This is a genomic window from Arthrobacter gyeryongensis, from assembly GCF_039543785.1.
Classification (GTDB): Bacteria; Actinomycetota; Actinomycetes; order Actinomycetales; family Micrococcaceae; genus Arthrobacter; species Arthrobacter gyeryongensis.
In genome coordinates this window covers 39364-63869 of sequence record NZ_BAABKK010000022.1, presented here as the reverse complement: position 1 = coordinate 63869, position 24506 = coordinate 39364, and the positions used below count along the sequence as shown (strand labels likewise).

The 24506-nt window shown below is 64.3% G+C and carries 19 protein-coding genes and 1 riboswitch; of the genes, 2 read left to right on the top strand and 17 right to left on the bottom strand.

Translation table 11 applies throughout. The features are described 5' to 3' along the window. Positions 1–12: 12 nt before the first annotated feature. The 10 genes from ABEA18_RS15485 to ABEA18_RS15440 form a co-directional block, all read right to left on the bottom strand. On the bottom strand, positions 13–1257 hold the full coding sequence (locus ABEA18_RS15485) for a hypothetical protein (RefSeq protein ID WP_345450461.1): 1245 nt from the start codon (positions 1255–1257) through the stop codon (positions 13–15). A gap of 7 nt (positions 1258–1264) precedes the next feature. Continuing rightward, positions 1265–1885 (bottom strand): nicotinate-nucleotide adenylyltransferase, encoded by a 621-nt coding sequence (gene nadD / locus ABEA18_RS15480; protein ID WP_425550540.1) that lies wholly within the window; start codon positions 1883–1885, stop codon positions 1265–1267. 55 nt (positions 1886–1940) lie between these two features. After that, positions 1941–2174, bottom strand: coding sequence for a hypothetical protein (locus ABEA18_RS15475; protein WP_284984198.1), 234 nt, complete (start codon positions 2172–2174; stop codon positions 1941–1943). 79 nt (positions 2175–2253) lie between these two features. Continuing rightward, positions 2254–3624: a glutamate-5-semialdehyde dehydrogenase gene (locus ABEA18_RS15470; protein ID WP_345450456.1), complete on the bottom strand. Its 1371-nt coding sequence runs from the start codon at positions 3622–3624 to the stop codon at positions 2254–2256. Then, positions 3621–4811 carry a glutamate 5-kinase gene (proB, locus tag ABEA18_RS15465; protein WP_345450454.1) on the bottom strand — a complete coding sequence of 397 codons (1191 nt, stop codon included), beginning with the start codon at positions 4809–4811 and terminating at the stop codon, positions 3621–3623. Before proB ends, ABEA18_RS15470 begins: the two co-directional genes overlap by 4 nt. Next, positions 4801–6390 carry a GTPase ObgE gene (obgE, locus tag ABEA18_RS15460; protein ID WP_345450453.1) on the bottom strand — a complete coding sequence of 530 codons (1590 nt, stop codon included), beginning with the start codon at positions 6388–6390 and terminating at the stop codon, positions 4801–4803. The genes proB and obgE overlap by 11 nt, the downstream gene beginning before the upstream one ends. Before the next feature lie 142 nt (positions 6391–6532). Next, the gene (rpmA, locus tag ABEA18_RS15455; RefSeq protein ID WP_003803426.1) at positions 6533–6796 is read right to left on the bottom strand and encodes a 50S ribosomal protein L27; all 264 of its coding nucleotides are present in this window, start codon (positions 6794–6796) and stop codon (positions 6533–6535) included. Positions 6797–6857: 61 nt separating this feature from the next. After that, the gene (gene rplU / locus ABEA18_RS15450) at positions 6858–7166 is read right to left on the bottom strand and encodes a 50S ribosomal protein L21 (RefSeq protein ID WP_028267456.1); all 309 of its coding nucleotides are present in this window, start codon (positions 7164–7166) and stop codon (positions 6858–6860) included. 420 nt (positions 7167–7586) lie between these two features. Next, positions 7587–9107 carry a bifunctional hydroxymethylpyrimidine kinase/phosphomethylpyrimidine kinase gene (thiD, locus tag ABEA18_RS15445; protein WP_345450450.1) on the bottom strand — a complete coding sequence of 507 codons (1521 nt, stop codon included), beginning with the start codon at positions 9105–9107 and terminating at the stop codon, positions 7587–7589. After that, positions 9099–9195: riboswitch (TPP riboswitch) on the bottom strand. It overlaps the preceding gene by 9 nt. Before the next feature lie 148 nt (positions 9196–9343). Continuing rightward, the gene (locus ABEA18_RS15440; RefSeq protein ID WP_345450448.1) at positions 9344–12496 is read right to left on the bottom strand and encodes an Rne/Rng family ribonuclease; all 3153 of its coding nucleotides are present in this window, start codon (positions 12494–12496) and stop codon (positions 9344–9346) included. 469 nt (positions 12497–12965) lie between these two features. Here ABEA18_RS15440 and ABEA18_RS15435 point away from each other — a divergent pair, with 469 nt between their 5' ends. Then, complete coding sequence (locus tag ABEA18_RS15435) at positions 12966–13646, top strand: vitamin K epoxide reductase family protein (RefSeq protein WP_345450446.1); 681 nt, start codon at positions 12966–12968, stop codon at positions 13644–13646. Positions 13647–13724: 78 nt separating this feature from the next. Here ABEA18_RS15435 and ndk read toward each other — a convergent pair whose 3' ends face one another. From ndk to ABEA18_RS15400, 7 genes are all read right to left on the bottom strand, one after another. Continuing rightward, a complete protein-coding gene (gene ndk, locus ABEA18_RS15430) occupies positions 13725–14144 on the bottom strand; it encodes a nucleoside-diphosphate kinase (RefSeq protein ID WP_345450441.1) in 420 nt (139 codons plus the stop codon). A gap of 53 nt (positions 14145–14197) precedes the next feature. Then, positions 14198–14650: a DUF4233 domain-containing protein gene (locus ABEA18_RS15425; protein WP_345450439.1), complete on the bottom strand. Its 453-nt coding sequence runs from the start codon at positions 14648–14650 to the stop codon at positions 14198–14200. Between the two features lie 2 nt (positions 14651–14652). Beyond that, on the bottom strand, positions 14653–16014 hold the full coding sequence (locus ABEA18_RS15420) for a bifunctional folylpolyglutamate synthase/dihydrofolate synthase (RefSeq protein WP_345450437.1): 1362 nt from the start codon (positions 16012–16014) through the stop codon (positions 14653–14655). Positions 16015–16017: 3 nt separating this feature from the next. Then, the gene (gene ileS / locus ABEA18_RS15415) at positions 16018–19362 is read right to left on the bottom strand and encodes an isoleucine--tRNA ligase (protein ID WP_345450510.1); all 3345 of its coding nucleotides are present in this window, start codon (positions 19360–19362) and stop codon (positions 16018–16020) included. A gap of 330 nt (positions 19363–19692) precedes the next feature. Further along, positions 19693–20451 carry an SDR family oxidoreductase gene (locus ABEA18_RS15410; RefSeq protein ID WP_345450435.1) on the bottom strand — a complete coding sequence of 253 codons (759 nt, stop codon included), beginning with the start codon at positions 20449–20451 and terminating at the stop codon, positions 19693–19695. A 9-nt stretch (positions 20452–20460) separates the two neighbouring features. Further along, entirely contained in the window at positions 20461–21102 is a 642-nt protein-coding gene (locus ABEA18_RS15405) for a class I SAM-dependent methyltransferase (RefSeq protein ID WP_345450433.1), read from the bottom strand. Continuing rightward, a complete protein-coding gene (locus ABEA18_RS15400; RefSeq protein WP_345450431.1) occupies positions 21099–21476 on the bottom strand; it encodes a DUF488 domain-containing protein in 378 nt (125 codons plus the stop codon). Before ABEA18_RS15400 ends, ABEA18_RS15405 begins: the two co-directional genes overlap by 4 nt. A 63-nt stretch (positions 21477–21539) precedes the next feature. Between ABEA18_RS15400 and valS the strand changes: the two genes are divergently transcribed. Continuing rightward, entirely contained in the window at positions 21540–24218 is a 2679-nt protein-coding gene (gene valS, locus ABEA18_RS15395; RefSeq protein ID WP_345450430.1) for a valine--tRNA ligase, read from the top strand. The last annotated feature ends 288 nt before the right edge of the window (positions 24219–24506 follow it).

The window sequence follows — 24506 nt, the reverse complement described above, 5'->3', positions numbered from 1 at the left end:
AAGCCGTTGTTGTCAGCGGGAAAGTCCGCTGGTGATCATGATGATGCCCGCAATCAGGGCGATGGCTCCGATGCCCACGAGTCCCAGGACCAGTAGCCGGGTACGCTGGGCGCGCCCAAGTCCCGCCGTCGCGGCATCGAGCGGTTCAAGTCCGTAAGCCGAACTTGCCGAAATGGGCGGATGTTCGGCCGCTTCCGCGAATGCCTCGCCATCGGGCTCAGGGCCCGACGCCGGGCGTCGACCTGCCGCTTTCGCGGCCGCCTCCGCGCGCGCCAGGACTCCTGCCCGGCCGCGCAGGCTGCGGGGCTTGCCTGACGCCGACTGCCCGGGCTTCAGTTTCGGCGCAGGTGAGGTCACGAGAGGAACAAAGGTGGTGCCGGGCGGCTTCATGACGGGACGCTCGAGTCCTGGAACCTTCACGAATTCCAGGGGCGTCACCATGGCCAGGTTGCTGGCCACGGAAGGTTCGACGCGGACCGGACCTGAAGGACGGCTGTTCTGCTCGGCAAGCTTCTGCTTCGCCATGGCCCTCTTGTTGAGGATAGCCTCGCGTTCAGCCTGGGCGATTTGCTCGGCCAGGGCCTCCGGATCCGCCGGCTCGACGTCGGTACCGGAAACCCCGGATTCGGCGGCGGGGACTTTCTGCACCGCTGATTCCATTGCCGCGATATGCTCAAGCTTGTTGGACTGGTTGTTCGCTTGGGCAGCCAAGAGCTCGCGGGCCATCAAGGCCTGCTCCACGGTCATTTCGGGGGCGCCGGGAGGCGGGCCTGCCGTGACCCGGACACCGCCGCCAGGCGATACGCCCGGGCGATCAGGGCCGGACTGCTGCCTGCCGGCGGCCTGGACCGGGACACTGGACGTCCTCGGCCCGGATCCGGGTGCCGGGACAACGGGGATCGCCGAGGTGCCCGGGGCAACTTCTTCCTGCAATTGCTGCAGGCGCAACTGGCGGCGCGTGGGCGGACCGCCGCGGGAAAGCTGCTGCTCCTTATCCGCGAGTTCCTTGATGGCGCGGAGTGCGGCGCGGTCGCGTGCACGGGCCTGCGAAGAACGTTCCGAGGCGGGTTTGGCGTCCAGCGGAGCATCGGCCACCCGGCGCACCCGATTGGCCGAAGCTCCACCGGACGCGTGGTTGGCGTCGTCGGTGGTAACGGCCTCGGCTGCTGCGGGACTTGCGCCGGTTTCTTCCACGCGTGCGTCCCGGGCTCGTCGAAGCTCGCGCCGGCTAGGGATGGGGGGCTGTTCCTGGCTCATTCAAAACTCACTCGGTACGGGCTTGGTGTTCTGATCCGGTCATAGCATGCAGGGGCTCCCCCATGCCGGGTTTGCCCGAGTACAGCTTGTATTTGGCGATGTACTGCACTACTCCATCAGGCACGAGATACCAGACCGGATTGCCTGCACCCACGCGGGCACGGCAATCCGTCGAAGAAATCGCCATTGCGGGCACTTCCAGCAGGCTGACGTCCTCCCTGCCCATGCCATCAAGGACATGACCGGGCCGGGTGACACCGACAAAATGCGCCAAGGTCCAAAGCTCGTCGACGTCTTTCCAGGACAGGATCTGCGCCAAGGCGTCCGCGCCCGTGATGAAGAACAGGTCCGCATCCGGCCTCTGGGTCCGCAGATCCCTGAGGGTGTCGATGGTGAACGTGGGACCGGGGCGGTCCACGTCCACGCGGCTCACCGTGAAATTGGGGTTGGAAGCCGTGGCAATGACCGTCATCAAGTACCGGTGCTCAGCTTCGCTGACCTGCTTGTGCGACTTCTGCCAGGGCTGTCCGGTGGGCACGAAGACCACCTCGTCCAAGCGGAACTTGGCAGCAACCTCACTGGCAGCAACCAAGTGGCCGTGGTGGATGGGATCGAAGGTCCCACCCATCACGCCCAAGCGAAGTCGGCGCCCCGTTTCCTCGAAGGGTTTTGCGGCGGAAATGTTAGTGACCCAGCCCTGGGTGCTTGGCCGGGTGCTGGCGGTGCGGGTCTGAGTGCTCGTCGACCGCGTCGTGACGGTTGCCAAGGTTCGTGTAGGAGACCGCCACGAACATCAGGACCAGGAGGATGGAGAAGATGGTGATGCCGAAGACGATAGGAGGAGCCCACAACGGCGCCGGTGCCTCGCTTTCGCCCCCTTGAGCGAGAATGGAAATGGCGATCTGCTGAAACTGCATTTTCTCCCCTAGCGGTTCAAACGTTTTCGACGGCGGATCCTCCCACCGTTCAGGACTTCTGTTCTATGGTACAGCGTCGCTAGCCGCGGACCTGGCCTTCACCCTGGACAATCCACTTCGTGGTGGTCAGCTCTGTGAGGCCCATGGGACCGCGTGCGTGCAGCTTCTGGGTAGAGATTCCTACCTCGGCACCAAGGCCGAGCTCACCCCCATCGGTGAAACGCGTGGAAGCGTTCACGATGACCGCCGCAGAATCGATGTCCGCAATAAACTTCTCCGCGTTCGCCAGATTGTTCGTCAGGATGGCCTCGGTGTGGCCGGTCGACCATTTGCGGATGTGCGCGACTGCCTCGTCGAGGTTGTCCACCATGGCAACTGCGAGGTCGAGGTCCATGTATTCCGTGGCCCAATCGACGTCGTCGGCGGGGACTGTGTCAACGGAGCCGGACAGCGCTGCTTGAATCCGGGAGTCGACATGCAGGGTGACCCCGGCGGAACGAAGTGCGGCGGCGACGGCGGGCAGCACCGTGGATTTCGAGTGCACCAGGAGAGTTTCGACAGTGTTGCAAACGCTGGGGCGCTGGGTCTTGGCGTTAAGCAGGATATCGACGGCCATCTCTTCGCTGGCGGACTCGTCGATGAAGATGTGCACATTTCCCTCGCCGGTCTCAATGACGGGCACGGAAGAGTTGTTCACCACAGTCTGAATCAGGTCCCGTCCACCACGCGGAATCAGCACGTCCACCCGGCCACGGGCACGCATCAGGACGTTCGCGCCCTCGCGGCCGAATTGGTCGACGCTCTGCACGGCGTCGGCAGGCAACCCGACGGATTCCAGCGCATCGCGGAGGATGGTCACAAGGGCTGCGTTGGTGTGGGCAGCGGCCGATCCGCCGCGCAGGATCACTGCATTGCCGCTCTTCAGGGCGAGTCCCGCGATGTCGACTGTGACATTGGGGCGGGCCTCATAGATCGCTGCGACGACTCCCATGGGCACATTGACTTGGCGCAAGCGCAGTCCGTTGGGGAGGGTCTGGCCTCGGACGACGTTTCCCACGGGATCCGGCAGGCCCGCCAGGTTTTCAAGGGCCGCCACAAGGCCGTCGATGCGGGCAGGTGTCAGGGTCAGGCGGTCCAGCATGGCAGCGGAGGTTCCGTTGTTGCGGCCGGACTCAACATCCTTCGCATTGGCGGCGAGGATGGACCCCTGCTTTTCCCGGAGGGCTGCGCCAATAGCGTGCAGGGCGCGGTCCTTCCAGGCACGGTTCGCCTGGGCCATGTGCCGCGCGGCCTGCCGTGAGCGGTCCGCGATCGAATGCACGGCCGCCTCCACTTGCTCGGGGGTGAGCGGCGCGTTTCCCGTCTCCGGAGTTTCCGGCACCTGGGCGGCATTGCCAGCAGCCAGGGCGTCAGTCATCACAGGAGAATCAGGGGTAAGGGCCTCAGTCATTCTCCAAGTTTAGTGGAGCGGGCCTGCTGGACCAGCACGAGGTCGTCAACATGAACAACTACGCGGTCATATCCGCGGCCAAGGTCCTTGGCGAGTTCCTTGGTGGAACGGCCAAGCATGCGGGGAAGCTCCTCCGCCGAGTAGTTCACCAACCCCCTGGCAATCACAGTGCCTTCGACAGAAGCCATCTCCACGGGATCGCCAGGCTCGAAGTCTCCCTGCACCGACGATATTCCGGCGGGCAACAGGGAGGTGTGGCGGTCGCGCACGGCCTTGACGGCGCCGTCGTCGAGCACCAAACGGCCCCGGACCGAAGCGAGGTGGGCCAGCCAGAGCAGGCGGACGGGTTTGCGGTTGCCGTTGATGGCGAACCACGTGCCCACGTCCTCGCCTGCCAGTGCGGCGGCGGCATTGGCCGTGGAGGTGACGAGGGCATGGATCCCGGAGCCTGCGGCGATCGACGCAGCCTCCACCTTGGTGGTCATGCCTCCGGTTCCGACGCCGGCTTTACCGGCCTTACCGATGGTCACGTCGACAAGGTCAGCGGGACCGGTGACAAGCGGAATGCGCTTGGCACCCAATGACGGCGGACCATCGTAGAGGGCGTCGACGTCGGACAGCAGGACCAAGGCGTCCGCCCGGACAAGGTGGGCCACCAAAGCGGCCAGACGATCGTTGTCGCCAAAACGGATTTCGTGCGTCGCCACGGTGTCGTTTTCGTTCACGACGGGCACGACGCCGAGGTTCAGCAAACGGTCCAGCGCCCGGTATGCGTTGCTGTGCTGCGTGCGCCGCATCAAGTCATCCGCCGTCAAGAGCACTTGGCTGACCGTGACCCCGTGCGCGGCAAAAGCCTGCGAATAGCGCGCCATCAAAAGCCCTTGGCCCACACTGGCCGCAGCCTGCTGCGTGGCGAGGTCCTTGGGACGCTTGGCGAGGCCGAGCGGCGCGAGACCCGCCGCGATGGCACCGGAAGAGACCAGGATGATCTCCGTCCCGGAATTGCGCTTCTCAGCCAGGGCGTGGACGAGCGCCGTCAGCGCTTTCTCCGAGATGCCGCCTTTGATGCTGGTCAGCGAAGACGAACCCACTTTGACGACGATCCGCTTGGCGCCGGCCAGTGCCTGGCGTTCGGCGGAGTCGTCGCCTTCGGTGACTTCAGCGATGCGGGCCGTGCTAGTCGTCATTTTCGGCTTCCAGGCCGCTTTCCTTCAGGGGCTTGGGTAGACGACGTCCGCTGACGGACTCAGTCCAGATGCCCGCCTTCCGCTCGGCTTCGAGCTCGGCGCGTGCTGCAGCCTTGGCCTCGCGGCGTTCGAGCTGCTCGTCGCGCTTCTGCGAACGGGTGGGGCGGTCGCCGATGTCGGCAACACGGATGTCCGTTCCTCGAGGCGTCGCCAGGAGTTCGGCGCCCGCCATCATGGTGGGCTCCCAGTCGAAGACGACGCCGTCCTCTTCGCCGATCACCACGGTGTCACCCGGAACGGCACCCATCTTGAACAGTTCGTTTTCGATGCCGAGCTTGGCCAGGCGATCGGCCAGGTAGCCAATGGCTTCCTCGTTCGTGAAGTCGGTCTGCTTGACCCAGCGGACCGGCTTGTCCCCGAGCACGCGGAAGAGCGGCTCGAGGTTCTTTTCCTCGCGGCGGATCTTGAAGCCGGACTCGTTGACGGCACGGGGGCGGAGGACGGGCGCTGCCACCTTGGGAGGCGCGGCGGCAACGGCTTTGCGCGCGGCCATGACGATCTCGCCCATGGCGAAGCTCAGTTGGCGCAGGCCTTCATGGCTCGTGGCCGAGACTTCGAAGACGCGGTAGCCGCGCTGTTCCAGTTCGGGACGGACGAACTCGGCCATGTCCCGACCATCGGGCAGGTCCACCTTGTTCAGGACAACAAGCTTGGGACGTTCGTTCAGGGGGACCACTTCGCCGTCAACACCGGCGTAGCTCATGTCCACGGCGTACTTGTCCAGCTCTTGCTCGATGATCGCAAGGTCGGAGAGCGGATCCCTGTCCGCTTCCAAGGTTCCGCAGTCCAGCACGTGCACCAGCGCGGCACAACGCTCGACGTGCCGCAGGAAGTTGTGGCCCAGGCCCTTGCCCTCGCTCGCCCCTTCGATCAGCCCGGGAACGTCTGCGATGGTGAACCGGACCTCACCAGCCTGGACTACGCCAAGGTTGGGGATCAGGGTAGTGAACGGGTAGTCGGCGATCTTGGGCCGCGCAGCTGACATCGCCGCGACAAGGCTGGACTTGCCCGCAGAGGGGAAGCCAACCAGCGCGATGTCCGCGATGGACTTCAATTCCAGGACGATGTCGCTGGAGTCGCCTTCAGTACCGAGGAGGGCGAATCCGGGAGCCCTGCGCTTCTGCGAAGACAACGAAGAGTTACCAAGGCCGCCCAGGCCGCCTGCAGCGGCGATAAACTCGGTGCCTTCACCTACAAGGTCAGCAAGGACAACGCCGTCCTTGGTCTTGACCACGGTGCCGTCCGGTACGGGAAGCACGAGAGTTTCACCGTTCTTGCCGCCGCGCCAGTCACCCATGCCGGGGCCACCGTTGGTTGCGTGGCGGTGCGGTGCGTGGTGGTAATCAAGCAAAGTGGTGGTCTGGGCATCAACGCGCAGGATGACGTCGCCGCCGTTACCGCCGTTGCCGCCGTCGGGTCCGCCCAGGGGCTTGAACTTCTCGCGCTTAACAGAGACACAGCCGTGGCCGCCTGTTCCGCCGGATACGTGAAGTACTACCCGGTCTACGAAGGTCGCCACGTGTTTCTCCTCTAACTGGAAATTACTGCTTGAAGTGCGTGTTGCGCCGCTGTTGCGCCGCCCGCACTAGTAAATTCTAGTGCGGTTAAAAAGACAGGTGGAGCGGGCCATACGGCCCGCTCCACCCGTTCAGAACGTGTTATTACTCTGCAGCTGCAGCAGCAACGATGTTCACTACGCGACGGCCGCGGCGAGTACCGAACTCAACCGCACCTGCCTGCAGGGCGAACAGGGTGTCGTCGCCACCGCGGCCGACACCGGCGCCCGGGTGGAAGTGGGTGCCGCGCTGGCGGACGATGATCTCGCCTGCGGAAACGACCTGGCCACCGAAGCGCTTTACGCCGAGGTACTGGGCGTTGGAGTCACGACCGTTGCGAGTGGAGCTCGCGCCTTTTTTATGTGCCATTTGAAATGCCTGCCTTTAAAATTCTGGGGAATCTGTTGAAAACCTGAACAGCAACCAGTGGTTACTTGATACCGGTGATCTTGATCTTGGTGAGTTCTTGACGGTGACCCTGGCGCTTCTTGTAGCCGGTCTTGTTCTTGAACTTCTGGATGACGATCTTCGGACCACGGAGGTCTTCGAGGATCTCAGCCGTAACCTTGACCTTGGCCAGATCCGCAGCAGCGGAGGTGACCTTGTCACCGTCCACCAGGAGCAGTGCGGGCAGCTCAAGGGTGCTGCCGGCTCCACCGGGGACGCGGTTCAGGGTTACGTAGTCTCCAACGGAAACCTTTTCTTGGCGGCCGCCTGCGCGGACAATCGCGTACACCACTTGGGCACTCACTTCTCTCGACGTTTATTACTAAATTTGCGTGCGGAACCCCGATCCGAAAACGGGCCTGGTTCACGCTGTGCCTCAACGCCGTGGACTCCGGTACGGAATCCATGAGTCATCCCTCGAATAGTTCCAAATGAAAGGTAAGTTCCAAATGAACGGTTTCTAGGGGCATAACCCAAGTGTTGGCGTAAGCACCGAAGATCTAGATTACGCTAGTTTCGCCTTCGGCTGCAAATGAGGCCAGGTCCGGAGGCTGCCACGTGATGGCTGCCACACACTGGCTATGTCGCCATCCGGTACCGTGCCCGTCCACCTTACCCTGCCGGCCGGGAAAAGCTCGGATCCTCACGCCGACACGCTGCAGCGCCCGCGGAAATAGGCCTGGCTACCGTGCCTCCGCCCCAGAAAACGGGCTCAGGCGTGCAATCTTGGAGCATCGAAGAACGCCGTTTCATAACGGCAGGATTGGGCAAACGCCTCCATCATAGCGGCGCGCTCCGTTGGCGACGCGGCCTGCGCGGCGGCATCCGTGATGTCGATCGCCGTGCGGGTGGCCGCTGCGAACGCCTCGTCTGCGTAAGTGCGCAGCCAGTCCGCGTAAGGGTGCTCGTCCGACGCTCCCGCCTGAACATAGCCAAGGTGGAGCTGCTGTCCCACTTCGGCGTACAACCAGTAGCAGGGAAGCACGGCAGCCAGCAGCACGGCATAGCTGCCCGATACCGAAGCCGCCAGCAAGTGGTCCACGTAGGCCTTGGTGACTGGGCCAAGCTCTCCGCTCACCTGGCGTCCGCTGAGCCAATTCCGGTGCAGCTCGGACTCGACCTCAAGGCACATCTGCGAGCCGCGGGCCCAGAACAGCTGTTCGGTTTCCCTCGGGGCGAGGGCGCTTGCCCGTGCCAGGACCCGGGAATAGCCGTTGAGATAGATGGCATCCTGCGACAGGTAATAGCTGAACTGCGCTTCGCTGAGGCCACCGGTTTGCAAGTGCTGGATGAAGTCCAGGCCATAAATGGCCGCAAGTTCCGCTTGGGCGGTGTCCCACATCCGGACGGCAAAGTCCCCCGGTTGAAGGTCCTGCTGGAGCGCGTGGAAATGATGGATCGGCCCGTTGCCCTTCCCGACTTCCAGCACCTCGGACCGGGTCAGCGCCTCCTGAAGCCAGGGCTTGACTACACGCAGGGCGGACTCCCAATCACCGAGCCGCGCCTTGGCCGTCGCCATCGCCGAGGATAGGGAGCATCCCGTGCCATGGCTGTTGCGGGTCTCCACGCGTTGACCGGCAAATTCCACCACGTCCTGGCTGAGGACTCCTTCGGTGTTGACCAGGGCGTCGGGGCAGGCCTCTCCCTGCAGATGGCCGCCCTTCACCAGGACGGTGTTTCCGCAGGCGGCAGCCAGGCGTTTGCCTTGCTCCAACGCCGATGCCCAGTCAATGGCAACAGGCTCGCCAAGCAGCATGGCCAATTCAGGAAGGTTGGGGGTCACCAAGTCAGCGAGGGGCAGGAGTTCCCGCAGCGCGGTTTCAGCGGACTCCGCCAGGAGCCGGTCGCCACTGGTCGCGATCATCACCGGATCCAGCACGACGACGGCGGGACGCGCCTCGCCGAGCCAGCGACGGACCTCGTGGATGACGGCCGCGTCCCCGAGCATGCCGATTTTGACAGCATCGACGGTGATGTCGTCGCTAATGGCATCCAATTGCTGGCGCAGGAATTCGACGGGAGGCACATGGACGGCAGTGACGCCCTGCGTGTTTTGTACCGTGAGCGCCGTAATCACGGCCATGCCATAGCCTCCGTTGGCCGCAATGCTCTTGAGGTCTGCCTGGATCCCGGCACCACCCGAAGGATCCGAGCCGGCAATGCTGAGGACCCTCGGGATAGCTCGCTGGATGGCCTTAAGCGGGTAGACGGCTGATTGCGCTGAAACAGTCATGCAAGACATCCCTTCGCCGGTGCTAACCGGACAGGTTCAACGGGTCTGGTCTCAGCCGGCTTGGTGCGCGGCACCCCGTGTCAGTCCCCTAGCTTAACCCGGATCACACCCCACCCGCTGAAATCGCCCTTTGCAACCGCGCTGAGCGGTGGTCCGGTGAATTGGCTGGCAACGCCGAAGCCCCGGTGGTTTCCACAAGAGCGGAAACGGCCGGGGCTTCGGACAGGGTACTGCGTCTAAAGTTCGGACTTGGGCACGCCGACCCCGAGGATGATCGGTTCCGCTGCCGCCGTCGACTTGGCTGGAGCAGCGTCCGCCGCCTTGGCCTCGTGCGCGGCCCCACCGGAGGCGGCCACGGCAACCTCGTGGTGCTCCACGTTGGTGGCGTTGGCGGCACCCTGGGCCCGGCTGGCGCTGCGGTTGCGGCGGCCTCGGCGTCCACGCGAACCCGCTTCCGGGGATTCTCCGCTTGCAACGGCGGCGGGGGTCCCTGCGGGCGCTTCCTCGGCCTCAGTTGCCGTCGTCGCGGTGTCCGGAGCTTCTCCGAGGCCTGCGAATGCTTGTGCCAACAGGTCCAGGCTCATGGCAGGTGCACCACTCGCTGGCTCCTCTTCGTGGTGGACGAAGGGCAACGCAACTTCCTCACCGCCGAATCGCAGCACAGGCTTCGAACGTTCCTCGCCACTCGAAGCAGCGGCAGGAGCCTGGACCGGGGCCGCGGGAGGCTGGGCCGGGGCCGCGGGGGCCTGGGCCGGGGTTGCTTCCGCTACGTGCCCGTCGGCGAGCAATTCCGCCGCGTGGTGGAGCTCGTCGTCGTGCAGGTGGGCTGCGTGGGCAGCAGCCGCGATGGTGGCAAGGGCTGCGCGCGTGGCTGCCTGGCGATTCGGATCAGTGGATTCCACGCTGTGGACCGGCACTGGAGGAGTGATCGGGAGCTCGGTGGTCCCCGGACCGGTGCCCCTGCCGCGGCGACGCTTGCGCTGCTCGGGGCGGACGGCCGGCTGTGACTCCGTGCGCGGGTGGTGGTGTTCAGCGGCCACCACGTTGGCCCGACGGTGCTCCACAGGCTCATCGTGCGTGACGATTCCGCGACCGGCGCACGTTTCGCACTGCTCGCCGAAGACCTCCAGCAGTCCGGTGCCCATGCGCTTGCGGGTCATCTGGACCAATCCAAGCGACGTCACCTCGGCTACCTGGTGCTTGGTACGGTCCCGGCCGAGGCACTCGACCAAGCGGCGCAGCACGAGATCGCGGTTGGATTCCAGGACCATGTCGATGAAGTCGATGACGATGATTCCGCCGATGTCGCGCAAGCGCAGCTGGCGGACCACTTCCTCGGCAGCCTCAAGGTTGTTCTTGGTGACGGTTTCCTCGAGGTTGCCACCGCTGCCGGTGAACTTCCCGGTGTTGACGTCAACAACCGTCATGGCCTCGGTGCGGTCGATCACGAGCGAACCACCGGAGGGCAGGAAGACCTTGCGCTCCAATGCCTTGTGGATCTGTTCGTCCACACGCCATGCCGAGAAAATGTCCTGATCCGAGGTCCACTTCTCGAGGCGTCCCACCAGGTCCGGCGCCACGTACGTGACGTAGGCCTCGATGGTGTCCCATGCTTCATCGCCGGAGACGATGAGCTTGGAGAAGTCCTCGTTGAAGACGTCGCGGACTACCTTGATGGTCAGGTCCGGTTCGCCGTACAGCAGTTCCGGCGCCAGGATCTTGGTGGACGTGGACTGGCTTTCGATGCCTTCCCACTGGGCCCGCAGGCGGTTGATGTCGTGTGTCAGCTCTTCCTCGGAAGCACCTTCGGCGGCGGTGCGGACAATGACGCCCGCGTTCTCCGGGAGGCGGTCCTTGAGGATCTTCTTCAGGCGGTTGCGCTCGACGTCGGGCAGCTTGCGGGAGATACCGGTCATTGACCCGCCCGGTACGTACACAAGGTAGCGGCCTGGGAGCGAAATCTGGCTCGTCAGGCGTGCGCCCTTGTGACCCACGGGGTCCTTGGTGACCTGGACCAATACGGAATCGCCTGATTTCAGGGCGTTTTCGATCCGGCGCGGCTTGCCTTCCAAAGTGACGGCATCCCAGTTGACTTCACCGGCGTACAGCACGGCGTTGCGGCCGCGTCCAATGTCGACGAACGCGGCTTCCATCGACGGCAACACGTTCTGGACCTTGCCCAGGTAGACGTTGCCGATCAGGGAATCCTGCTGTGTCTTGGACACGAAGTGCTCTGCGAGCACGCCGTCTTCCAGGACACCGATCTGGATCCTGTCGTCGCGCTGCCGAACGATCATCTGGCGGTCGACGGACTCACGGCGGGCCAGGAATTCGGCCTCGGTGATGACCTGGCGGCGGCGGCCGGTCTCGCGGGACTCGCGGCGGCGCTGCTTCTTGGCTTCAAGGCGAGTGGAGCCCTTGACGCTCGTGACTCGGTCGGAGCTGCTGGTGGACTCAACGTGTGCGCGCGGGGCACGGACACGGGTGACAGTGTTGGGGGGATCGTCGTCTCCGCCACCCGTCAGCTCCAGGTCCTGATCGCCACGACGACGGCGCCGACGACGGCGGGAGGTTACGCCTTCTTCGAGGACTTCCTCGGTACCGGCTTCTGGCTCGTCCTCGGATTCCGCGGACGTTTCTTCTCCCGTGGCTTCATCGCGCTCGTTGCCCCGGCGTCCACGACGCCCACGGCTGCGACGGCGACGGCGGCTGCCGGCTTCATCCAGTTCGTTGTCCTCGGAAACTTCTTCGGCGTCAGCCTGCGGTTCCTCTTCGACGACGGCCGGCCTGGCAACGGCGCTCAAGTCCGGCGCCTGGAAGATCATGGACGTGACGGAGCCAGGTTCCATGAACAACGAAGCGATCGGGCTTGCGGCTTCCGCCTCGACGGCCGGTTCCTCAGTGGTTTCCTCCGGCGCAATCTCCGCGACCACAGCGATTTCTTCGGGCTGCGCAACCTCGGCAGCCGGTGTTTGAACCGGGGCTTCTTCGGCGACGGGTTCGGGACTCTTTGCCCTCGTAGTACGACGGCGGCGGACCGGCTTCTCGGGGGCAGCTTCGGCTTCTGCCGCTAGTTCAGGCTCGACGACGGCGGCAGCCTTCGGAGCCTCGCCACCTTCCGTGGAAGCTTCTTCGGCGAAACCTGGCAGCGGTTCGGAAGTTTCGACCTTCTTTCGAGCCCTTGTGCGCCGGACGGGAGCCTTGGGCGCTTCGGTGTCCGTCGCTTCGGTGAGCGGCGCCGCGGCGGCAGCTCCGGCGTCGGGGGCTTCATCCGCGGTAACCGTCTTCGGTGCAGCCTTGCGGCGGGTGCGGGTGACCTTTTTGGGTGCTTCGGTGGTCTCGGTGGACGCCGCATCTTCGGCGGCGGCTACAACTTGCTCGTTATCCATATGTGGCAACACTCCTGCCCTTGCGCAACCGCCACATCCGGTGCCCAGAGAGGCAATATTGTCAAAACCCGCAGGCGTTGACAGAAGTCAGTAGTAGTCTTTCCGGTTCGCACCAGCATGGGGGTGCGGCATCCACGGAAAGCCGGCTTCGCTCCAAACCCGTTGTTCTAATGCCACAACCAGGTGCCGTCCATTGTCACTGCGGCGCTACCGGGGATCATTGGATCCTGGGCATGCCCTGCATATGACTGGCGGTCTTGGGAACAAGATACCGGACCGGATTCCGCATGTGGATCGGCTTCCGGCCATGTTCATTCTCTCACACGCCCGCACTCCCGGCAGGAAGCACGCCCTGAAAGCTTCCGTGCCGCCGCGTTCGCTGGACGCGTCCTCCAGCCTCCGCGGCTAGAATCCTCCCAAGAGCAGTCCCCGGTCCTGCGCCGGGCCATCCAGAAAAGGACAGCCAACCATGCCGAGCCCCGCCAGCCCGAACCTGGCCAATAACGATGCCCGCTCCCTCCAGCACGAGACAACCGGGAGGAGCCCCGAAGGGGCCATGCCACGCATGGTCCGCGACCGCCCCTTTGCGTGGCTCCTCCTCGCCACCGGCGCCATTGCGTGGCTTGCGTCCGGCGCGCTCGTGCTGGAAAAGCTGCAGGTTCTCCAGGACCCCAACCACATCACGGCCTGCGACCTCAATCCGTGGGTCTCCTGTGGCAGCGTCATGAAGACACCGCAGAGTTCGGTTTTCGGTTTCCCCAACATGTTCATCGGCATTGTCGCCTTCGCCGTGATCATCACCACCGCCATGGCTATCTTTGCCGGGGCCAAGTTCGCCCGCTGGTACTGGATCGGACTGCAGACCGGCGTCACACTCGGCTTCATCTTCATCGTCTGGCTCTGGTCCCAGGCACTGTATGTCATTCACATCCTGTGCCCGTTCTGCATGGTGGTGTGGGCATGCATGATCCCGCTCTTCGTCTTCGTGACCATCAGGAACGTGGCACACGGGGTCATTCCAGCCCCCGCAGGCCTGGCCAAGATCCTGAGCGAATCCGGTTGGATCATTTCCGCGCTGCTCTACGTTGGCGTGATCGCGAGCATTTTCTTTGCCTTCATCAATGTCTTCATCGGGACGTCCGGTTACTGAGTACTTATCCCATTAACAGCGGAAGGGGCCCTTGTTCACTTGAACAAGGGCCCCTTCCATGTTGGTCTTGGCAGGAAGCTACGCGCCGAACCAGATCTTGATCTCGCGCTCGGCGGAATCCACCGAGTCGGAACCGTGGACCAGGTTCTGCTGCACAGCCAGGCCCCAGTCACGGCCGAAGTCGCCGCGGATGGTGCCGGGCGCCGCCGTCGTCGGGTCCGTGGTTCCCGCAAGGCAACGGAAGCCTTCGATCACGCGGTGGCCCTCGAAGATGGCAGCGACAACCGGGCCGCTGAGCATGAACTCAACCAGCGGCTCGTAGAACGGCTTGCCCAGGTGCTCTTCGTAGTGCTGCTCCAGCAGATCGCGGGTGGCGTTGACCTTCTTCAATTCGACCAAGGAGTATCCCTTGGATTCGATGCGGGCGAGGATGCTGCCGCTCAAGTTGCGGGCGACGCCGTCGGGCTTGATCAGTACAAGGGTGCGCTCAATGCTCACGGTTGCTCCAATGTTGAGTGTGTGGGTTTCCCAGCCAGTTTACGGGGTTTCGCTCAGGCGGACTGCCCGGCAGAGTCTTCCCCGTGCGAAGCGTTCCATTCGGCTTGCTCACGATCACGCTGGGCGTTCTCGCGGTCGATCCTCATGCCGGCACGGATGCCGTACCACCAGCAGGCCGCGAACAGGACTCCCACCACGAACATCGTGGGCTCAACGAAGCCGGAAAGAATCAAGACCAGCTGCATTACCCAGCCGACCCCGATGCCCCACGGCTTGCTGAGCACAGCACAGCACAGGATCAGCACGACGCTCAAGGTGATGCCGAATGTCAGAATCAGGGCCGGCTGCACCTCTCCACGCTTCAGTCCGAAGACAGCCAAGGTGGCGAAGAACGCGACGAAGGCCTCCAAAAGCAGCACGGTCGAAGCGAACATCACCTTGGTGGAGCGGCGCTTCTTAGGCATCCCGGGCCGCCATTCGCGCTGGGCTTTGGTGAGTTTGGCCACGCTTAGGAACCAACCTTCCCAAGAAGCATGCGGGCTTCGGCCACCACGGTGATGGAACCCGTGACGAGTACGCCGCCGGCCAGGTCATCGTTGGCTTCGGCACGCTCCACTGCCCACTCGATCGCGTCATCCAGCTTCTCGGCAATGTGGACGTTGTCCGCACCGAAGCCAAGGTCGACGGCGAGATCGGCCAGTTGCGCGGCCGGGATGGCCCGCGGCGAGCTCGACTGCGTGAAACAGAATTCCTCGGCCAGTCCGCCCAGGGATTCCTTGAGCTGCCGCAGGATTTCTTCCGCGTCCTTTTCCTTCAGGACCCCGAGGACCACCACCAGCTTGCTGAAGCTGAAGGCCTCTTCGATTGCCTCGGCCGAGACGCGGATGCCATCAGGGTTGTGGGCGGCGTCCACGATGATCGTGGGAGCAGTACGCACCACCTCAAGACGGCCGGGCGAGGTGACATTACCGAAAGCCTCGCGCAGGAGCTCGCCGTCGAGCTCTTTCTCGCCGCCACCGAAGAACGCCTCCAGGGCCGCGACGGCTACTGCCGCGTTCTCGGCCTGGTGGGCGCCGTGCAAGGGCAGCAGCAGGTCCTCATAGCGGCCAGCGAGCCCCTGGATGGTCAGCACTTGGCCCCCGACGGCCACGCTGCGGGACTCGACGCCGAATTCGACGCCTTCGAAACGGAACGGCACCCCAACCTCGCGAGCCTTCTCCAGGAGCACCTGCGCGGCGTCCACGGGTTGCGCCGCGCTGATCAGGAAGCCGCCTGGCTTGATGATTCCGGCCTTCTCGCGGGCGATATCCTCGGTGGTGTCACCGAGAAGATCCGTGTGGTCAAGCGAAATCGGCGTCACGACGGACACCTGCCCGTCGCCCACATTCGTGGCGTCGGTGATGCCGCCCAGCCCCACTTCAATCACGGCGACATTGACGGGCTGGTCAGCGAAGATCGCGAAGCCCAGGATGGTCAGGCACTCGAAGTACGTGAGCCTGGGCTGGCCATCGGCCTCGAGTTCCTTGTCCACGATCTCGAGGTACGGACGGATCTCGTCCCAGATCCGGACAAAGGTCTCATCCGAAACCGGCTCGCCGTCGATGCTGATGCGCTCGGTGACCTTCGACAAGTGCGGACTCGTGTAGCGGCCCGTGCTCAAGCCGTGGGCGCGAAGCCCCGCCTCGATCATGCGCGCGGTGGATGTCTTGCCATTGGTACCCGTGATGTGGATGATCGGGAACGCCTTGTTGGGCTCCCCCAGCACATCCATGGCCCGGTACAGGGGCGCCAGCCGCGGCTCCATCTTGTTTTCCGGGGCGCGGCCCAGGAGTTCGGCGTAGACGCTTTCTACGGAGAATTCGTCGCTCATGTACTAGGCCTCGATCTTGGTAACGGTGATCTGCGGCTCGGCCGCGTCGCCGGAGACGACGGGATCGAGCTTGAGGGACAGGGTTTCGGTCTTGACCAGCTCTTCATTGGCGCGCAGGGCGTCAACGACGTCGTGGACGGCCAGGACCGTGGTGTGGATGCGGTCGCTCACGTTGAGTCCTGCGTCCTTGCGTGCTTGCTGGATGGCGCGGACCATGTCGCGGGCCAGGCCTTCGGCGGCCAGTTCCGGAGTGACCTCGGTGTTCAGGACCACGAAGCCACCGCCCGGAAGGACAGCGACGGCCGCGGACGAACCGCCAGCCGATTCCGCAACGACAGTCTCGAGCGTGTACTCCTGCGGTTCCAGCTCGAGGCCGCCCGCCGTGACCACTCCTGCATCGGAAACAGACCAGTCGCCGGACTTGGAACCCTTGATGGCCTGCTGGACGTTCTTGCCCAGTCGCGGACCTGCCACGCGGGCATTGACGACGAGCTTCTGCTCGATGCCGAATTCCTCCGGCGACGCCGTGGCGGCGTCGAGGAGCCGGACGGACCGCAGGTTCAGTTCATCCGCGACGACGCCGGCGAAGCCTTCCAGCGCATCCGCGCCGGGTGCCACGACCGTGAGCTCCTGCAGCGGCAGGCGAACGCGAAGGTTGGCGGCTTTGCGAAGGCTGGAACCGGCGGAGCAGATCTGCTGGACCCGGTCCATGGCTTCCACGAGCTCCGGGTTTGCGGGGAACAGTGCGGCCTCGGGCCAATCCGCCAAGTGGACGGAGCGGCCCCCGGTCAAGCCCCGCCAGATCTCCTCGGAAACCAGGGGAAGCAGCGATGCAGAGACGCGGCAGACGGCTTCGAGCGCCGTGTAGAGGGCGTCGAAAGCGTCGGCGTTCTCGTCGAAGAAACGCTGCCGGCTGCGGCGCACGTACCAGTTGGTGAGCATGTCCAAGTAGCTGCGCAGTTCATCGCAGGCTCCGGAAATGTCGTACTCGTCCAAGCTGGCGGTGATGTTGCGGACGAGGTCCCCGGTGTTTGCCAGCAGGTACTGGTCCATTGTGTCTGTGTAACCGTTGTAGCGCAGCTTGGCGTCATAGCCGGCGCCACCATTGGAGGCGTTCGTGTACAGCGTGAAGAAGCTGTAGACGTTCCACAGCGGCAGGATGACTTGGCGCACGCCGTCGCGGATTCCCTGTTCGGTGACCACGAGGTTGCCGCCCCGCAGGATAGGACTGGACATCAGGAACCAGCGCATGGCGTCGGAGCCGTCGCGGTCCAGGACCTCGGAGACGTCCGGGTAGTTGCGCAGGCTCTTGGACATCTTCTGCCCGTCGGAGCCCAGGACAATGCCATGGCTGATCACATTGCGGAAGGCGGGCCGGTCGAAGAGGGCCGTGGACAGGATATGCAGCATGTAGAACCAGCCACGGGTCTGCCCGATGTACTCGACGATGAAGTCCGCAGGGTTATGGGTGTCGAACCATTCCTCGTTCTGGAACGGGTAGTGCACCTGGCCGTAGGGCATGGAGCCCGAGTCGAACCAGACGTCAAGGACGTCCTCGACTCGGCGCATGGTGGACTGGCCCTCTTCAGGGGAGCGAGGGTCGTCCGGGTTGGGCCGGGTGAGTTCATCGATGAACGGGCGGTGCAGGTCAACCTGGCCCTCGTTATTCACCGGAAGGCGGCCGAAATCGGCCTCCATCTCGGCGAGGGAGCCGTAAACGTCCGTGCGCGGGTACTCGGGGTCATCGGACTGCCACACCGGGATGGGTGAGCCCCAGTAGCGGTTGCGGCTGATGGACCAGTCGCGGGCGTTGGCCAGCCACTTGCCGAACTGTCCGTCCTTGACGTTGCCCGGGATCCAGTTGATCTCCTGGTTCAGTTCGGACATCCGGTCCTTGAACTTGGTGACCTCCACATACCAGGAGGACACGGCGCGGTAGATCAAGGGGTTGCGGCAGCGCCAGCAGTGCGGGTAGCTGTGTTCGTAGCTGGCCTGGCGTACCAAGCGGCCGCCGGAACGCAGTGCCTGCGTGATCGGCTTGTTGGCATCGAACACCTGCAGCCCTGAGATTTCAGCGAGGGGCCCGTGTGCAAACAGGTGGAGGAACTTGGCGCCTTCGTCGACCGAAAGGACCACGGGGATTCCCGCGTCCTCGCAGACTTTCTGGTCATCTTCACCGTAAGCCGGGGCCTGGTGGACGATGCCCGTACCGTCAGTGGTGGTGACATAGTCCGCCACGAGGAAACGCCAGCCGTTCTGCGTGCCGTATTTCTCGGTGTCGGAGAAGTAGTCCCACAGGGGCTCGTACTCCAGGCCGGCCAACTCGGTGCCGGTGTAGCTGGCCGTGACAGCGGCGGTGGCGGCAGCTACGCCGTCGGCACCATCACCGTACCCAAGATCCTTCGCGTAGGTGCCGAGCAGATCGGCGGCAAGCAGGAAGCTGCCCGTTACCGGCGCCTCCGGGGAGGCTGCCTTGATGCCGTTGGGACCGGCCGGAACCACCGCATAAGAGATGTCGGGCCCGACGGCGAGCGCCAGGTTGGTGGGCAGCGTCCAGGGGGTCGTGGTCCACGCGAGCGCCTGCACACCTTCAAGGGACTTCGAGAGTTCCGACTCCCCCGCTTTGATGGGGAAGGTCACCGTGACGGTCTGGTCCTGGCGGTTCTTGTAGACATCGTCATCCATGCGCAGCTCATGGTTGGACAGCGGCGTCTCGTCCTTCCAGCAGTACGGCAGGACGCGGTACCCGTTGTAGGTGAGGCCCTTCTCGTGGAGCTGTTTGAAAGCCCAAAGAACAGACTCCATGTACTCGACGTTGAGGGTCTTGTAGTCGTTGTCGAAGTCCACCCAGCGTGCCTGGCGCGTGACGTAGCTCTTCCATTCGTCCGCGTACTTCATAACCGAGGCACGGCAGGCGTCGTTGAACTTGTCGATGCCCATCGCTTCGATCTGGGTCTTGTCCGTCATGCCCAGTTGCTTCATGGCTTCGAGTTCGGCGGGCAGGCCGTGGGTATCCCAGCCGAAGCGCCGTTCGACGCGCTTGCCGCGCTGGGTCTGGTAGCGGCCCACCAGGTCCTTGGCGTAGCCGGTCAGGAGGTGCCCGTAGTGGGGCAGTCCGTTGGCGAAGGGAGGACCGTCGTAGAAGACGAACTCGTTGCTGCCGGGGTGCCCACCTGGCAGATCAGCGCTGCGCTGGTCGATGCTGGCTTGGAAGGTGCCGTCTTCATCCCAGTATTTGAGGATGCGCTCTTCGATCTCAGGGAACTTAACGGAGGCGGACACCCCTGTGGAAGTGCCGGACGGAGCTGTGCCTGAAAATGCCGCGGAGGCCTTGGGGTAATACGTCATCTCTTCATCCTGGGTTGAGCCGGTGAACACAAAGTTTCATTCAGGATGCGAGGACGGCGCCGGCTGCGTTGTTTCCAACAGCGCCAGTACCGCGGTACCACCTCACTTACCGCCGCTGGGGCAGCTCCTTTGAGGGGAGCTGTTCCGGCGTCGGCCGCTCATTGCTGCTATGACGGGCTTACCCGTCCGGTTCTACTGACTCCCGTGGTGGCGGGGGCGTTCTTCCGGAAGCTCGCCGGTGATGTCCGGGTCAAAGCTTGTGCCACAAGTCTAGCGGCAGCGGCGCCGCGAGCTCCACTTGAGGGCATGGGGCACGCGACGCCGGGAAACTCAGCCCTTGCGGATCAACTTGTGGGTAGCAGCCTGCGCCACCGGGCGGACGATGATCTCGTCCAGGTTGATGTGGTGTGGCACAGAGACCGCGTACTTGACGACGTCGGCGACGTCCTCGGGAGTGAGCGGCTTCTCGACGCCGGCGTACACCTTGGCTGCCGCTGTGGCATCGCCGAGGCGGTTGAGCGCGAATTCCTCAGTGTGGACGAGGCCTGGCGCCACCTCGATGACGCGGATGTTGTTCTCGGCTTCCTCCAGGCGCAGGGCGCCGGTCATGGCGTGCTGGGCAAACTTGGCCGCGTTGTACCCGCCGCCGCCCTCGTAGGCCGTGAATCCCGCGGTCGACGTCAGGTTCAAGACTGTGCCCTCGCCGTTGGCCCGCAGCATCGGGAGGAAGGCCCGGGTCAGCTTCAGGGTGCCGAGCACGTTGACTTGGTACATCCAGTCCCAGTCTTCGGTCTGCGCATTGGCCAGGGTGTCCGCACCCCGTGCGCCGCCGGCAATGTTGATGAGCGTGTCCGCTCCCCCTGCCTCGGTGACGGCCGAGAGCAAGGCCGCGACGTCGTCGTCATTGGTGATATCCGCGGCGAACGGCACAGCGCCGCTCTCGGCGCCGAGTGCCTCGAGCCGTTCCGCACGGCGGGCGACGGCGAATACCTTCCATCCATCTGCGGTGAGGGCCCGCACTGTGGCTTCGCCGATTCCCGTGCTGGCGCCGGTCACTACTGCGGTCTTCGTCTGTACTTCCTCAGTCATGGCACCACCCTAACGTGGTTCACCGGGAGAAACCGCACGGCCAAGAATGTGGGCGATCGGCGGGGACAGCGGTCCGGCAGAGAAGCCGAAACGCTCGCTCTGCAGCACCTGGAAGCCGGCGTCGCCGATCGCCTGAAGGGTATTGCGGTTGGGATGGCAGCCTCCGGCCATGTGTTGCCAGACCGGAGTGAGCAGATCCTCGACGGCTGCGGGAAGCCTCTTGTCCGAGCGGACATGCTCGTAGAACGCCAAGGTTCCGCCGGGCCGAAGCACGCGGCGGATTTCCGCCAACGCGGCCGCTTGGTCCGCGACGCTGCAGAGGACAAGACTGACCACGACGGCGTCCGCCTCACCGTCGGCCGCCGGAATGTTCTCGGCGGTTCCTGGAACAACCGTGACCGGTACAGCCGCGAGCCGGGCCTTAGCTCGAGCAAGCCCCCTGAGGTAGTCATCGGGCTCAACCGCGAGGACGCTTTCCACGGTGGCCGGGTACAGGCCGAACGACGAGCCCTCGCCGGCGCCGACCTCGACGACGCGGCCCCGGAGGTCGGACAGCAAGCTGCGCCGGTGCTCGTTGCCGCCGCGGAGGTTTATCGCAGGAACGGCCCGGGCGTAGGCCCGCGCAAAGCGCGGATGCTGCGGCGTAGTCATTCGCCTGCCGCCCCGGCTGCCAGCAGGAACTCCAGCAACACGCGGGCGTGATTTACTTCAGGATCCCTGGCGCCGTAGAGCAGCGTCACACGATTCTTCCCGGCGGCCAGCTCCAGCATCTGCTCCACCGCGGGATTCTGTTCCAGTTCGGCTTCGTAAGAGCGGCGGAAGTCCTCGAATCGCTCCTTCATATGGGCAAACTCCGTGCGCAGCGGCGGCGAGGGCGCGATCTCCTTGAGCCAGAGATCCAATCGGGCGCGTTCTTTGGATACCCCCCGCGGCCAGAGCCGGTCCACCAGAACCCGGTAGCCGTCGTCGTCGGCAGCTTCGTCATAGATGCGCTTGATAGCCAAAACATCCTTGAGTTCGGTCATGGCCCGCATGCTACTGCACGTCCGCGTGCCACGGAACAAAGGGCGCCATGAAACAATTGGCCCATGGCTGAATCAACGCAGGGTACAGACACGCCCGCCACCGCCCCCATCAACGTTCCCGACAAGCCGGCCCTTGAAGGCCTTGAGGCTGCCTTGACGCAGCGCTGGCTGGACGAAGGAACCTACAAGTTCAACCCGGACACCACCCGGGAGCAGGTCTACTCGATCGACACTCCCCCGCCCACCGCATCCGGTTCGCTCCACGTGGGCCACATGTTCTCGTTCACGCAGACGGATGTCCAGGCCCGCTACATGCGCATGATCGGCAAGAACGTCTTCTACCCGATGGGCTGGGACGACAACGGGCTGCCCACCGAGCGCCGCGTCCAGAACTACTACGGTGTCCGCTGCGATCCCGCCATTCCCTACAACGCGGAGTACCGCCCACCGGCGCAGCCGGCGAAGAACCAGCGCGACTTCGACGTCGTCTCGCGCCAGAACTTCATCGAACTCTGTGAGGAACTCGCCGTAGAGGACGAGAAGGTCTTCGAGAACCTGTTCCAGACACTCGGACTGTCCGTTGACTGGGACCTGACGTACCGCACCATCGACGACACCTCCCGTGCGGTGTCCCAGCGTGCCTTCCTCGCCAACCTGAACGCCGGTGACGCCTACATGGCCGAGGCCCCCACCCTGTGGGACGTGACGTTCCGTACCGCCGTCGCGCAAGCCGAGCTGGAGGACCGCGAAGTTGCCGGCGCGTACTACCGCTACCCCTTCTTCACCGCCGACGGCGAGAAGATCTACATCGAGACAACGCGTCCGGAACTGCTCGCCGCCTGCGCCGCATTGGTGGCAAACCCCGACGACGAGCGCTACCAGCCGCTGTTCGGCAAGACCGTCAGGTCGCCCCTGTTCGACGTCGAGCTCGAGGTCAAAGCCCACCCGCTCGCCAAGGCGGACAAGGGGTCCGGCATCGCCATGGTCTGTACCTTCGGCGACCTCACTGACGTCACCTGGTGGCGCGAGCTGCAGCTGCCCACCCGCGCCATCATGGGCCGCGACGGCCGCATCATCGCCGAGACACCTGAGTGGATCACCACCGACGCCGGCAAGGAAGCCTACGCTGCAATCGCCGGCAAGACGGCGTTCTCTGCCAAGGAGACGGTGGTTGAGCTTCTCATTGCCGCCGAGCTGCTCGATGGCGAGCCCAAGAAGATCACCCACCCCGTGAACTTCTTCGAGAAGGGCGACAAGCCCCTTGAAGTTGTCACGTCGCGCCAGTGGTACATCCGCAATGGCGGGCGGGACGAGGACCGCCGCGAACGGCTGATCGCGCGCGGACACGAGATCGACTTCCACCCGTCCTTCATGCGCTCCCGCTACGAGAACTGGATCTCCGGGCTGAACGGTGATTGGCTCGTTTCGCGCCAGCGCTTCTTCGGCGTGCCGATCCCCGTCTGGTACCCGTTGGACGGCCAGGGCAACCCGGACTACGAAAACCCCATCCTGCCGTCCGACGAGTCCCTTCCCGTAGACCCTGCGGCGGACGCGGCCCCCGGCTTCGACGAGTCCCAGCGCGAGCAGCCCAACGGCTTCATCGGTGACGCGGATGTCCTGGATACCTGGGCCACGTCTTCGCTGACTCCGCAGATCGTGGGCGGCTGGAGCCGTGACGAGGATCTGTTCGGCAAGGTCTACCCCTTCGACCTCCGCCCGCAGGGCCACGACATCATCCGCACGTGGCTATTCTCCTCGGCTGTCCGGGCAGATGCCCTGCAGAACAGCGCGCCGTGGAAGCACGCCGCCATCTCGGGCTGGATCCTGGACCCGGACCGCAAGAAGATGTCCAAGTCCAAGGGCAACGTGGTTGTTCCCACCGACGTCCTGAACGAATTCGGTTCCGACGCCGTCCGGTACTGGGCCGCCTCGGCAAAGCTGGGCGCGGACACCGCCTACGAGATCGCCCAGATGAAGATCGGCCGCCGCCTGGCCATCAAGCTGCTCAACGCCTCCAAGTTCGTCTTGAACTTGGGCGCCACGGAGAACTCGGTTGTCGGCGCGGACCTGTCCGTCCTGACCACCCCCGGGGTTGGTCTCCCCCACGCGGAAAAAACGCCCGCGTGGGGACCCCTGACCAACCCCTTGGACCGGGCACTGTTGGCGCAACTGGCCGACGTCGTTGCCCAGTCCACCAAGGCGTTCGACAACTACGACTACGCCCGCGCCCTGCAGATCACCGAATCGTTCTTCTGGCAGTTCACGGACGACTACGTGGAGCTCATCAAGGACCGCGCCTACGGTGCTGCCGGCGAGACTGAGCAGGCATCCGTCCTTGCTGCCCTTGCCACCACGCTGGATTCGCTGTTGCGCCTGTTCGCGCCGTTCCTGCCTTTCGCCACCGAAGAGGTCTGGAGCTGGTGGCGCACGGGTTCAGTCCACCGCGCGGCGTGGCCGGCAGCCGTGGAAATCGTCGACGGCGACACCACCATGCTGGGCACCGTCGGCATCGCGCTCAGCGGCATCCGCAAGGCCAAGTCCGAGGCCAAAGTCAAGCAGCGCACCGAAGTCCTCTCGGCCACCATCACCGCTACCGAGTCGTTTGTCGCACAGCTGGAAGCCGGACTGGGAGACCTGAAGGCCGCGGCCAACGCACAGGAGATCTCACTGGTGGCCAGCGACGGCGAACTCACGGTGAGCGACGTGGTCCTGGCACCTGCCGAGGAGCCCGCTCAAGCGTAGTTCCGGGATTAGGAGAGCCGGGGAGTTTCCGGCGCCGCCCGGGAGTTTCCGGGCAAAGGGGAAGCCCCATCAGCGTTTAGCCGTTGGTGGGGCTTCGACTTTTCGGCTGCCTGATGACGTCTTGGCAGTCTGGCGGAATCCTCGGACTTTCAGGTCTTCCTACCTCGTCACTGGTAGCTTGCATCCAACTTTGCCGAAGGCTGCGTCAGATACATATCACTGAATCTCTGGTTTCCGTGTCCCTCTTCTTTCGAAGTGGGTAAGTTCTATTCTTGACCCGCTCCCTGG

Coding starts and splice junctions, on each gene's coding strand:
- ABEA18_RS15485 (WP_345450461.1), bottom strand. CDS start 1,257: ATGAGCCAGGAACAGCCCCCCATCCCTAGCCGGCGCGAGCTTCGACGA.
- nadD (WP_425550540.1), bottom strand. CDS start 1,885: ATGGGTGGGACCTTCGATCCCATCCACCACGGCCACTTGGTTGCTGCC.
- ABEA18_RS15475 (WP_284984198.1), bottom strand. CDS start 2,174: ATGCAGTTTCAGCAGATCGCCATTTCCATTCTCGCTCAAGGGGGCGAA.
- ABEA18_RS15470 (WP_345450456.1), bottom strand. CDS start 3,624: ATGACTGAGGCCCTTACCCCTGATTCTCCTGTGATGACTGACGCCCTG.
- proB (WP_345450454.1), bottom strand. CDS start 4,811: ATGACGACTAGCACGGCCCGCATCGCTGAAGTCACCGAAGGCGACGAC.
- rpmA (WP_003803426.1), bottom strand. CDS start 6,796: ATGGCACATAAAAAAGGCGCGAGCTCCACTCGCAACGGTCGTGACTCC.
- thiD (WP_345450450.1), bottom strand. CDS start 9,107: ATGACTGTTTCAGCGCAATCAGCCGTCTACCCGCTTAAGGCCATCCAG.
- ABEA18_RS15440 (WP_345450448.1), bottom strand. CDS start 12,496: ATGGATAACGAGCAAGTTGTAGCCGCCGCCGAAGATGCGGCGTCCACC.
- ABEA18_RS15435 (WP_345450446.1), top strand. CDS start 12,966: ATGCCGAGCCCCGCCAGCCCGAACCTGGCCAATAACGATGCCCGCTCC.
- ABEA18_RS15420 (WP_345450437.1), bottom strand. CDS start 16,014: ATGAGCGACGAATTCTCCGTAGAAAGCGTCTACGCCGAACTCCTGGGC.
- ileS (WP_345450510.1), bottom strand. CDS start 19,362: ATGACGTATTACCCCAAGGCCTCCGCGGCATTTTCAGGCACAGCTCCG.
- ABEA18_RS15410 (WP_345450435.1), bottom strand. CDS start 20,451: ATGACTGAGGAAGTACAGACGAAGACCGCAGTAGTGACCGGCGCCAGC.
- ABEA18_RS15405 (WP_345450433.1), bottom strand. CDS start 21,102: ATGACTACGCCGCAGCATCCGCGCTTTGCGCGGGCCTACGCCCGGGCC.
- ABEA18_RS15400 (WP_345450431.1), bottom strand. CDS start 21,476: ATGACCGAACTCAAGGATGTTTTGGCTATCAAGCGCATCTATGACGAA.
- valS (WP_345450430.1), top strand. CDS start 21,540: ATGGCTGAATCAACGCAGGGTACAGACACGCCCGCCACCGCCCCCATC.